The organism is Methanobacterium sp. (genome assembly GCF_016217785.1).
In the GTDB taxonomy this organism is placed as follows: Archaea; Methanobacteriota; Methanobacteria; order Methanobacteriales; family Methanobacteriaceae; genus Methanobacterium.
The window spans coordinates 166989-178843 of record NZ_JACRGA010000005.1 but is presented as its reverse complement, the minus strand read 5'-3'; the positions used below and the strand labels follow the sequence as shown (position 1 = coordinate 178843).

Sequence of the window (11855 nt, the reverse complement as noted above, 5' to 3'; positions counted from 1 at the left end):
GGTGGAAATAAGGAGGATTATGGAATGGGAAAAAATATTCAATCGGAAATGGGGGAATGAATGTAATAGATGTATATATCTGATATATTTTCAAATGACTTCCATTACACGCATCATTTAACAACATTATCCAACAAATATTATAGTAACAAAGGGGGTTTGATAATGGATAATGAACAGAGAAGGGAGATTATTGCCAAGTCACCAATAACCTTTGGGGGGTTGAGGAAACTTAACATAGGTGCCGGTTCACTGCACCTCATCCAGGGATTGATCATGATTGCCCTGGGTTTGTGGTTGACTTGGACTCAGGATATCTACACTTTTTATCTTAAATTTAAAATACTATCTCTTAGTCCTCCGGCTTTTCAGATTGCACCGGATCCAACAGTTGCATTCACTGTTGGCTATTTGGGAGTGATACTTGCTTCATTCCTGTTGATTTCAGCTATTGCCCACTTTACCATTGCCTTTGTAAAGACTAAAAATTACAATGAAAACCTGAAGAAGGGTATGAACCCTTACAGGTGGTATGAATATTTCTTCTCTAGCTCCATCATGCTGGTTATAATAGCCACATTTGTAGGCGTATGGGATCTGTGGTCACTGGTGATGATCTTCGTCTTGAATGCCGTGATGATCATGTGCGGATTTTTAATGGAAAAGATCAACTATTACACCAAAAATACTGACTGGTCCGCGTATCTACTTGGAGCCCTGGCAGGATTCACCCCATGGATAGTTCTGGCAGCATATTTCATTGCGGCACTGGGATCCACCGAAACCAATCCACCCACATTTGTCTACGCCATACTGCTAATCTACTTCATCATGTTCAACACTTTCTCCATTAACATGGTCCTGCAGTATAAGGGTGTGGGTAAATGGAAAGACTATCTTTATGGTGAACGGGTGTACATAATCCTTAGTTTGATTGCCAAAACTGCCCTGGCCTGGCTGGCATTCATCGGCATATTCGCACCCTAAATCAATGGAAATGAAATTATTCAAAAGAATAGGAAATATCTGGGAAATATCTGGTTAATCTAATTTGAAACCCAGATATTTACTTCACTTTTTAAAATAATGTTTGATACCGCGAGAAATATGAGGACGTGGTTGTATGATAATTCTAAAATCAAAAAAGAAACTAATTTTGATAATCATTTTAGCCATAATCTTAATTGGTGCGGCTGCATTCACATATTATGTTTCTGACTATTATCATGCGGATAATAATGCCTTAACTGCTCTAAACTCAACTGACTCTTATACTGTTTTGAATAAAGATGACTCCATTACCTTCACTCCCACCAACAACGAAAGTGCCACTGGAATAATAATCTATCCCGGGGCTAAAGTTCAGGCAGAATCCTACTCAGTAATAGCATCTAAACTGGCTGAAAATGGTTACACCACCATAATTGTGAGAATGCCATTTAACCTGGCATTTTTCGGTGTTAACCGGGCGGATGATGTTATAGAAAATCATCCGGAGATAAATTCATGGGTGATTGGTGGTCATTCCCTGGGTGGTGTTTTTGCATCGGATTACGCTGTGAACCATCAGGATAAAATAAAAGGAGTGATATATTTAGCCAGTTATCCTTCAACCAACGCCTCAAACGCCACTTTTAAGGCACTGTCAATTAGAGGCTCTCTGGATAGGCTTACCCTGGCCGAGGATATCTCGGGTAATCTCAAAAAATTCCCGGAAAACACCACCTTCATCACTATCCAGGGAGGTAATCACTTCAACTTTGGTGATTATGGTATTCAATCAGGGGATAACAACAGCACCATCACCAGAGACCAGCAGCAAAATCAAACCATAAATGCCATGCTTGAATTTCTAAAAACCATTTGATAACTGGACCTTAAATATGTAATTCGATCAGAGAGGGATAAGGTATACCTTCAAATTAAGGTATTACCTTCAAGTAATGTTCTTCATTAGTTCCAGCGTTAAACTCGATGCTGGTTACCAGTTCCATCCAGTCCTCAAATATTTTCCAGAGAACATCATCAGAGGCATAGATGCAGAAAACTGTTGTCTCCTCATCTTCCATAACCACCCTCTCCACATCAGGATAATCCCCTTTAATATCATTGAATATTTCTTCAGCTGAAACAGGTTTATTTTCTTCCTTTTTTTCCATAAGAATCCCTTTGACCTACTCTTAGAATAACATGTTTTTTAAGAAATCAATATATCATTTATTGCCCCACAACACGTAAACTGGACACAGTTATAGGAGGTACGATGAAAGGTCCTAATTGGCGGGTTTTTTCGGAAGCTGCCTTTGAATCTTTCAGTATGGAGAATATATTTCCAGAGAGCATTGCATTCTTAACCGGATAAATTATTTCCCCATTCTCAATTTTAAAGGCATTCATGGCCTCTACTGAGAAATCTCCAGATATAGGGTTGGCAGTGTGCGCCCCCAGAACATCTGTGACTAAAAGACCCTCTTTGATTTCTGAAAGTTCCTCAAAATCTTTAAAATCTAGAATTAGGTTTGTTAAATTTACAGCAGGCATGTCATTGAATGAAGCGCGCATCCCATTACCAGTACTTGCGACATTTCCCTTGTTAGCTGTTTGTATGTCGTATAAAAAGTTTTTGAGAATTCCGTTCTCAATTATGGTTGTTTTCTGGCTGGGTGTTCCTTCACCATCACCATGAGAAGAGTAAAGACCTCCCCTGATGGTTCCATCATCATAGATACTCAGGGAGGGTGATGAAACCTCTGTATCTATTTTATCCGCGTAGATTGACCTACCCCTCTGGACGTTGTCACCATTGATTGCCTGGGACAATGTGGAGAGCAGACCTGCTGCAGCATGATGATCCATCAAAACCTTCGTGTCACCGGTTTCTATGGTTTTACCACCCCTTGAATTTAAAGCAACCTCGCAGGCTTTATGGGCAACTTTCTCTGGATCTATGTTCAGTTTTCGGGATGAATCTGATTCACTGGCAGTGGAGACACCTGCACCATCTGCGATATTAACTGCTATGAATCCCGAGAAGTAAGTGGACATATCTTCACAACTTACACCTTCCGAGTTGATGATCAAAGTTTTAGAACAATCTGCAGAGACCCCACCGGAGGTTGGCTGGCACTTGTTTTCCAGAACTGTGCCTATCATGGATTTTCCTAATTCTATGGTATCTTCCAGTTCCAGAGTATTGATTTTTTTATCAAAAATACCTTTAACTGGGGGATAATCTGATCTGGATGCGAATGCAAAGTTTTCGTCAACAAGGTTGGCCTGGGCATTGGAAATCGCTCTGGCTACTGTTTCGGTTATTTTTTCAGTTTGGGTGGTGTATGCAAAACCCATTTTATTGTCACAGATAACCCGGATGCCCATGCCCAGGGAGTATGATTCCTTGGCAAAATCCACCTGATCATTCTGGATGGTGGCATCCACACTCTCTGTGATTTCAACGTATATTTCTGCCTGATCAGCACCTTTAAGGGCATGATCCAGTGCCTGGTTAGCTAAATCGTTCATCATGATAAAAACCTCTCTAACGCCTCTTTAACTCCATCTCCATATGGTTTTTGAGTTACATAATCTGCAATAGCTTTTAGTTCAGGGGCTGCATTGGCCACTGCTACCTTTAACCCGGCAACTTTTAAAAATTCCAGGTCATTTTCACTGTCTCCCACTGCCAGGATTTCCTCGGGCAGGATACCCATATCACCAGCCACATGAACCAGTGATGTGCCCTTGTCCACTGCCGGATCAGTGATGTGCAGTGCAAAGTTGGTATCGTATATTCTCACATCAAAATCTTTAAGGGTATCTTTAATCAAATTCACGGGAATGGTTCTGTAAAATGCAATTTCTGAAATTCTCTGATCTGAAAAGTCCACCTTTTCAATGGGATGTTTAGTTTTTAAAAATTCATAGGCCTCTTTGCACTTTCGAATATCTCCCAGCACCATCCTACCCTTGGATGATTCTATAACTCCTCCGTTTTCAGCTACCAGACCCCCGGAAGTTCCGATGAATATGGAAAGGGTTTTGGTAACTGGGAGGATGTTACCTGTAACAATGATGACTGGTATGCCACATTCTTCTGCAGCACGTATTGATTCCATGGCACTGCAACATAATCTTCGTTTACCATCGGTTATGGTTCCATCAACATCTACTGCTACTGCTTTGATCAAATCATTCACCAGTTTTTATTAATTCATTACCCAATTTACTTGAAATCATCCATTGATATATTAGGGGAACGCCCAGAATCAAGCAAGCAATCCCGGGTTCCATTGATTCATGGATTGATTAAATTAAAATGAACCGTATCGATGAGCTATGTTGCAGGTTCCTTCTTTACTAACCATACAGGCCCCTATAGGATTGGTGGGGTTACATTCCTTGCGGAAGAGTTTGCAGTCTTCAGGACGGGCCACTCCCCGGAGTATGGCTCCACAAATACAACCAGAGACTACTTCAGGGATACTGCCCACTTCAATATCAAACTTCTCCCTGGCATTCACATCACTGAATTCATCTTTGATCTCCATAACTGAGTCAGGTATCGGTGGGAAACCCCTCCATTCCCTGGTGGTTATGTAGAACACTTCTTCAAGAAGTTTCTGGGCTTTTAAATTTCCTTCTTCACGGACTGCTCGTTTATATTCATTTTGAACCAGTGCTTTACCTTCATGAAGCTGTTTTAAAATCAGGTACACTGCTATTAGCACGTCCATCGGGTTGAAACCGGTAACCACTTGCGGGATTCCATATTTTTCTGAGAAAATATCATAGGGACGGTTTCCGATGATGGTGGAAACATGGCCCGGTTCTATGAGAGCGTTGAGATTCACTTCTCCGGATTCTATCAAAAACTGGAGTGCTGGAGGTATCATTCTATGACAGGACAGAACTGAGAAGTTTTCTGGTGGACCTGCAACTATTTCTGCAGCGGTGGTTGGTGCCGTGGTTTCAAATCCAGCAGCCATAAAAACCACTTCATTATCAATCTTTTGAGCTAGTTCCACTGCGTTATTTACCCCATAAACTATCCTTACATCCGCGCCTTCTGCCTTTGCCTCAGCCAGGGATCCTGATCCACCCGGGACCCTTAACATATCCCCGAAGGTTGCAATAGTTACTCCCTGTTTGGCCAGTTGGAGGCATTCTTCCACTTCACGTGCAGGTACGCAGCATACTGGGCATCCCGGCCCTGCCACCACTTCCACCTCTGGAGGTAACAGGGTTCTTATACCATGCTGCATTATGGTGTGTTCGTGTGATCCGCAGACATGCATTATCTTTACAGGTTGGGCTATGTTTTCAATGCGTTTTACAATTTCCTTAGAGAGGTCTTTCATTGTGTTCATGAGGGACACCTAATACTCTGATACCGGCTTATAACCAGCGATATCTATCCATTAAATCGATCAATAACCTTTATAAAATATATTAAGGATAATCTTTACTTTGATTTTTCCTCAATGACTGTTTGAAATTATAGTTTTGATACTGTTATATGGTTATGGGATATATTACATTAAAATTTTAGTATAAATCAAGATACATGCAGATAGATACACATCCTTAAAACAGAGCACCCCTAATTATTATCCTGTTTTAAAATGATTATTTTAGAAAATTGAAGATTTAAAATAACTATTATTCCATTAAAAATGCCTATCCAACCTTAAATAGTCTTATACTCCCTTGAAATAATTATTCAAAAGGGAAGGAGGGTATTTGAGTTATAGTTATATATGTAAAGTATCAACTTATTTTTAGGCATACTATAAATGATGCCCTTTTAGAAAATCGGGTAATGGTTGTTAAAATGGATGTTTCTGTGGTTGGGCTGGGCGTGGAAGGCATTAATGCCGTTGAATCTCTTCTTAATCACGGTTATAAAGTTTATGCTTCAGACATTAGTCTTAATATTGAATTAAATCCCGATGAGGGCCTGGATGTAGATCTGGGATTTCATGATTTTGGAAAAATAGAAAAAACGGATGCACTTGTTTTAAGCCCAGGATTATGGAATAAACCTGTTTTTCAAAAATTAAAATCTGACAAAAAACTTTTATCTGATGTTATAACTTCTCATCGTTCCCTATTTACTATAGGTGTCACTGGTACCAATGGTAAAACAACCACCACCATGATGATTGCCAGCATTCTGCAAAGGGCAGGTATGAAAGTTCTCATTGGTGGAAATGCAGGGGGAGGTTTTAAGGGTTATACTGAAGTCATTTTAGAAGCTTCATCTGATAATTATGACATTCTTTTGGTAGAAGTCTGTGATATGACTCTTGATTTTTGTAATTATACCTTTGACTTTGACCTAGTTGTGGTGACTAATGTTGGTAGGGATCACCTTGAATTTCACCAATCCCTTGAAAACTACCTACAGTCCCTGGGAGAATTTGTGGAGTGCAAAAAGGTTGTTTTAAACTATACCACTGAAAAGTTAGGACAGTTAAGTGATAAAGCAACGGAAACTCATTTTTTTAGCAAGATTCCCTATAAATTGAACTTGTTCGGAGATTTCAATCGCGAAAATGCAGCTGCAGCGTCAAAAACTGCCAAAATAGTTGGAATATCTGATGAAACCATTGAAACTGCCCTTAAGGAATTCAGTGTTTTACCAGGGAGGGCTACTATTATTGATCTTCCCCATTCCAGGATAGTGGTGGGTAAAACTGATAATGCTGATGCTACTGCAGCAGTGCTTAATGAAGCTGAATTCCAAGTTATAATCCTTGGAACTCCACGTAAAGGTGAAATATGCCGTTTGGAGATTTTCAGAGAAGCTTCAAAGACCAATTCAAAGATCATTGCCATTTTTCCTGGACTTGATGACACTCGAGATGATGTTCGAAAGATCCTGGAAGAAGAAAAATACCCGGGAACAATCCATAACCTGAGTAATGTGGAGGATGTGGTCAAATTCGCACTCAAGTGCTCAGAAAGGTATCCTAATGTATTCATCGGTGGCAATGGACAGCGTAAGATCATAGAAATTACGGAAAGTTTAAAGGAGGCCATTTCGGCAAAATAAAAAAAAATATCTATTTATTTGGAGGATTAGAAAATGCGCAGATCTTTGTTAAATCCGATACTGGCCTTTGGTGTTTTGATAATATTGATAATCAGTTTTTCTTATGTTGGTGACACCATTGAAGGCTATTTTCCTCCGCAAAAGCCAGAAGAAATCACTGCAATGTCCATTGGAGATACTGTAGTTTCTGGTATGAAAGTGGTTGATGATGCTAAAATAAGGAAAGTGCCAGTGTTATTTAATTTTGAATATTTAAAGAATCTATTTGAGGAAGAAAAGTACCTGCCGATTATTAATGGACTTTTAACTGGATCACTGGAAACTCCTCTATCCCAACTTGCCAACGGCAATATTTCCGCCCAAGGAGTAGCCCAGGGATTTGAAGGCCCCGGCTATTTAAGTGTTCAGGGCCAGCAACTGGTGGTTAACGCACCTCAAACATTTGTATGGGGATACAAAACCGGATACACTGTGGGTGTCAAGACCAAGGATGGTGTGGAGATCAGGAATGGTGGTAAAAGTGGTGAACTGGTGAAAACAGTGGCTGAATCTGATATTAAAAACGACACCATTCCCAATGAATACGTTAGCATAACTACCTTTAAGAAATGGTACAACAAATCCACGGAGGGTGATTATATATACCTTGATTATTCACTCACCAGATTCAATGATGGCCGAAACCAGGTCACACCAAATCAAATAAAAACCTTTTTCGGAGAGTCTGTGGTAACCTATATGAAAAACTATCCTGCTGGTTCGCCAGTTATGGCCTATATGGGACCCCACAGTGAAAATGTGACCTCAAGTTATACTGAAGCTCTGGGATCCTACCCCGAATATGGGGATTCAGCCCGGGCTTACAATGCTATGTCATTTGCCAGGGCATGGAACGGCACCATAATACCGCCAAAAACTGGATCCAATGGGAAAGAAAACATTGGCTTTGAGCCCTGCCCCGACCCCAACGCCACTGGCGGATCAGCAGTCCACGGAGTATGCCCCGCAGCCAGATCACTCCGGGGAGCAACTACATCCGCAGGCTTACCATTACCCAGTGGAATTAGATGGGATGAACTGGCCATAGCCTATGACACCAGCCCCACAGTGGGAGTTAAAGTCTATAACAACCATGATTACCCCATAAAACTTGTTATGTGGACTGATGGAAGTGGAGCAGGACTGGTGATTCATTCTCAGGTAGTTAGGCTCGGTTGACGAGCCAGCCCCCCATTATTTCTTTTTTTAAAGGGAGGTTTCTTTTTTTTTAGAGGAGGATTACCCATGAAAGGAGTATCATGTATTATAACTGCAGCAGGTAAAAACAGGCGAATGAGGGAAGACCTTCAAAATAAAGGAATGGAAATACGTCACAAACTGCTTCTTGAAATCAATGCAGATCCTATCATTAATTTCACCGTTAAAAAAGCACTCCAAACAGATTTAAATGAGTGCATAGTTGTTCTGGGGCATTTTATGGAGGAGTTATATCCTGCATTGAATGATATACAGGACTCCCGCCTCCGCATCATTGAAAACCCTGAGGTGGATGTGGAATTATCCCAGACTCTCCTAAATGGCGTGGTTAATTCTAAATATGATTATTGTTTGTGTCTGGCGGGAGATCAGCCCACTGTTACCAAAAAAACCATGCAGAACCTGATGAACCATCTTTTGAATAGTCCTGAAGGAGAAAACACAATTTCAATTCTATCCCGTGGTAAAACAGGATACCTGGATAATGCCCTTGGACTGGGCATGCCCTTTGCCTGCCACTCCTCACTCTTAAAACATTATCTTCAGGATGAGGAAGATAATTTGAATCCCATACTCAGGAGGATGGTATCTGATGGAGTGTCATTATACGCCATACCAGAGCAAAATGAGTTGGAACTGGTGAATATCAACCGATATGATGATTATCTTAATGTTTTAAAGATGTTAAAAAAAATGATCCGTCAATAGTTCCCTAATATGATCCATCAATAGTTTCATAATAAGAGACATAGATCCACGGAAAATCATTCTAAAAAAAATGTATATAAAAAATGGTTTAAATGATTCAGCTCATATTTTCCAATGCATTGACCACACAACCAATATTTTCCCCGGTGAGACCTACAATAACCTCTTCATCTTTTATACCCGCATATCCTCTGGATCCAGAGCATCCCAGGGTAATGTTGGGCTGGCGGCGTGTGAATGGTCCTGCAACTGCATCGGCACAGATTGACTGGATTCCTGCAAAGTCCACTTCCACTCTACCACCCATGGTATAAACCAAGGCTTGTGAAAGCTTCATGGCCTGAGCAGGGTTGACTATGAGCACTATAACATCTGGATCGAAATCAGCCTTCCCCAGTGGAGCATATACCAGAGCATACATTATGGGATCGATTTTAGGTATTGATTCCATGGTCTTTTTGGCTGATCCTAAACCAGAAAATCGTCCTAATTCATAGTAGAATTCCCCGGTTTTGATCTTCTCAGGAGTCTCCATAAGACCCAGAGCAGCTGCCCCTCCCTTACATTTTTGTTCCTCGGCTGTAGCATAGAAAACATCCCCCTGACTCGCTTTCTGCACCAGTTCACAATGTCTTAATGCTTCATCAACTTTTTGGACACCTTCAGGAATATCTTTTTCTCTTAAAACGAATTTTATGGCTACTGGAGATTTTTCAAGGCCCAAATTTTCTTTTAACTTATCCGCTATGAAATCGTATCCATTTGAATCACACATAGTTTCACCTCTTCATATAATGTATGGTATAATCTTATTCAGATTATAATTTTTCTAATTTAAACATTTAGAAAAACAAAAACAGCTCTACTCAAATTGCTCCTATAACTTCTAACTAAATCATCAATTAGTATCTAGTTTTAGTATCTAGTTTGAATATCCAATCTGATTATGATAAAAAATAGGAATTATAAATTATTAATAAAAATTCGATGGTGAAGAAATTCTATGGTGATTTGAATCTAATTCTTGTAAATTAGGGCTTCTAATGAAAAATTAAGGAAAAAAATTGGGAAATAATGTTTAAATGGATTTAGTTTAAATGGATTTGATCCCTTCCACAATCTCCGCTATTTTTTCCCGTATGTTGGATGTGTTCTCAACCACTGTTCCGGTTACTATAATATCTGCACCAGCTTGAGCCACCCTTTTTGCATCATCACCGGTTCGGATACCTCCACCAACGATTACCACGTGGTTGGTGAACATTTTAACCTTCTGAATCATCTCACCAGGAATTATCTGTTCTGCACCGGAGCCTGCCTCTAAATAGAAGAACCTCATTCCCATAAACTCTGCTGCCATGGCATAAGCCGTGGCAATGTCGGGTTTGTTTCGGGGGATGAGTTTGGCATCTCCTACCCATCCTGCTGTTCCACCAGGTTGAACAATTACGTATCCCATGGGGATGGTTTCAATTCCTGTTTTTTTAACTTTTGGTGCGCCCAGTGCTTGGGCGCCGATAATCCAGTAGGGATTGTTGGAGTTCAAGAGACTCATGAATAATATGGCATCGGCATAGCCACTTACCCCCGTGGTGTTACCTGGGAAGAGTATGATGGGAACATCCAGGTTTTCCTGGAGTATTTTTGCAGTTTCATCCAGATCCTGAGAATCAGTGGTGGATCCGCCCAGCATAATACCATCTGTGCCACCTGCAACCGCTTCTATAGCGATCTCCAGGGCCTTTTGAGGGTTCTGTTCCTCTGGATCAAGAAGGGTTAAGTGAACTTTCCCCTTCTTCAAGGATTCCTTTAAATATTCTTCAACTTTCATCAAGATCACGCCCTATAAACATGTTAAAAATTATAAAAATCCTAAATTGTATCATCACTGAAAACTGTATTTAAACATGGTTATTTTACTCAGTGTGTGGATATATACCCAATTAATGAAAAATAAATAAAAAAAATGGATTTTCCCCAAATTCTCACGCAAATATTAAATGGAATGGGGGGATGAGGAGTATTTTATCCTCTTGGTTCTTTGGCTTTGTATCTCAAGCCCTTGTATCCACACTTACGACAGGTCTTGGCAGTTGGTGGGTTTCGAGCGTTACATTTGAGACAAATCTTAATCTTGAATATTCTATTTTCTGCTTCTTCGAATCTAGCCATTATTTAGCCTCCTATGAATTCATTCTGAATATCTACAACTTCCCTGCTACTGCGAGCCTGGGAATAAGCCTCTAAGAGCTCATAATTGAGCTCCAGAAAATGAGGTCCCCACTTGAAGTGGGACATAATCTGAATAGCATTATCTTTAAGCCCCACTATATATAAGGTTGCTGCCACAGCCTCAGCAGTGGACAGAATACATGGCTTACCATAGTTGGTGGGATTGGCAGCCACCAGGAAAGGAAGGGAACGATGGGTTGCAGCACCCCTGAACATTGCGGCTGACTTGTCAATCCGTTTCCATGAGCAATCAAGCCCCACAATACCTTTTTCAACTACTAAATCATGGTCTTCAGGTGACACTGACTTTGGGGAGAATGGGTCCAGTACTAAAGCCCCTCGTGGTATCTGGTTAAGACGGCTGACCATCCTGATCTGTCTCTGCCGGGCCAGTTTACGAGTGGTGCACTTCTTTGGATCGCACTGCTCTGTATGGTATATAACTATTTTATGAGGCATGGAATCAAAATTTAAAGATTTTAACTATTATTCGATTGGTTTTTTATTCGAGGTTATTGTGATTTCATTACAACCTCTGAATTATTTATTTTAAAATTACTGGTATTTAGTCTTTTTATCATATTTAGTCTTTTTATCATATAAT

13 protein-coding genes are annotated in these 11855 nt (G+C 40.3%); 5 read left to right on the top strand and 8 right to left on the bottom strand.

Annotation, left to right across the window (positions count from 1 at the left end; translation table 11 throughout):
* The first annotated feature begins 165 nt into the window (after positions 1–165).
* On the top strand, positions 166–987 hold the full coding sequence (gene heR / locus HY987_RS02295) for a heliorhodopsin HeR (RefSeq protein WP_292755210.1): 822 nt from the start codon (positions 166–168) through the stop codon (positions 985–987).
* 136 nt (positions 988–1123) lie between these two features.
* The gene (locus tag HY987_RS02290; protein ID WP_292755208.1) at positions 1124–1867 is read left to right on the top strand and encodes an alpha/beta hydrolase; all 744 of its coding nucleotides are present in this window, start codon (positions 1124–1126) and stop codon (positions 1865–1867) included.
* A 55-nt stretch (positions 1868–1922) separates the two neighbouring features.
* Here the strand turns inward: HY987_RS02290 and HY987_RS02285 are convergent, their stop codons facing one another.
* The 4 genes from HY987_RS02285 to hypD form a co-directional block, all read right to left on the bottom strand.
* The gene (locus tag HY987_RS02285) at positions 1923–2159 is read right to left on the bottom strand and encodes a hypothetical protein (RefSeq protein ID WP_292755206.1); all 237 of its coding nucleotides are present in this window, start codon (positions 2157–2159) and stop codon (positions 1923–1925) included.
* Positions 2160–2217: 58 nt separating this feature from the next.
* Positions 2218–3525, bottom strand: a complete 1308-nt coding sequence (locus HY987_RS02280) for a TldD/PmbA family protein (RefSeq protein WP_292755205.1) — start codon at positions 3523–3525, stop codon at positions 2218–2220.
* On the bottom strand, positions 3522–4187 hold the full coding sequence (locus HY987_RS02275; protein ID WP_292755203.1) for a phosphoglycolate phosphatase: 666 nt from the start codon (positions 4185–4187) through the stop codon (positions 3522–3524). Before HY987_RS02275 ends, HY987_RS02280 begins: the two co-directional genes overlap by 4 nt.
* 123 nt (positions 4188–4310) lie before the next feature.
* The gene (gene hypD / locus HY987_RS02270) at positions 4311–5357 is read right to left on the bottom strand and encodes a hydrogenase formation protein HypD (protein ID WP_292755762.1); all 1047 of its coding nucleotides are present in this window, start codon (positions 5355–5357) and stop codon (positions 4311–4313) included.
* A 473-nt stretch (positions 5358–5830) separates the two neighbouring features.
* On the opposite strand from hypD, the gene HY987_RS02265 reads away from it, so the two are divergent.
* The 3 genes from HY987_RS02265 to HY987_RS02255 all read left to right on the top strand — a co-directional run bounded on the left by HY987_RS02265 (position 5831) and on the right by HY987_RS02255 (position 9019).
* A complete protein-coding gene (locus HY987_RS02265; RefSeq protein ID WP_292755201.1) occupies positions 5831–7054 on the top strand; it encodes a Mur ligase family protein in 1224 nt (407 codons plus the stop codon).
* Positions 7055–7087: 33 nt separating this feature from the next.
* Positions 7088–8272, top strand: coding sequence for a hypothetical protein (locus HY987_RS02260; protein ID WP_292755199.1), 1185 nt, complete (start codon positions 7088–7090; stop codon positions 8270–8272).
* Positions 8273–8338: 66 nt separating this feature from the next.
* A complete protein-coding gene (locus HY987_RS02255; protein WP_292755197.1) occupies positions 8339–9019 on the top strand; it encodes an NTP transferase domain-containing protein in 681 nt (226 codons plus the stop codon).
* A 97-nt stretch (positions 9020–9116) separates the two neighbouring features.
* Here HY987_RS02255 and HY987_RS02250 read toward each other — a convergent pair whose 3' ends face one another.
* The 4 genes from HY987_RS02250 to HY987_RS02235 form a co-directional block, all read right to left on the bottom strand.
* The gene (locus tag HY987_RS02250) at positions 9117–9794 is read right to left on the bottom strand and encodes a DUF169 domain-containing protein (protein WP_292755195.1); all 678 of its coding nucleotides are present in this window, start codon (positions 9792–9794) and stop codon (positions 9117–9119) included.
* 318 nt (positions 9795–10112) lie between these two features.
* A complete protein-coding gene (locus HY987_RS02245) occupies positions 10113–10853 on the bottom strand; it encodes a geranylgeranylglyceryl/heptaprenylglyceryl phosphate synthase (protein ID WP_292755194.1) in 741 nt (246 codons plus the stop codon).
* Between the two features lie 191 nt (positions 10854–11044).
* Entirely contained in the window at positions 11045–11191 is a 147-nt protein-coding gene (locus HY987_RS02240; RefSeq protein WP_048085552.1) for a 50S ribosomal protein L40e, read from the bottom strand.
* 3 nt (positions 11192–11194) lie between these two features.
* The gene (locus tag HY987_RS02235) at positions 11195–11710 is read right to left on the bottom strand and encodes a DUF367 family protein (protein ID WP_292755191.1); all 516 of its coding nucleotides are present in this window, start codon (positions 11708–11710) and stop codon (positions 11195–11197) included.
* Positions 11711–11855: the final 145 nt, after the last annotated feature.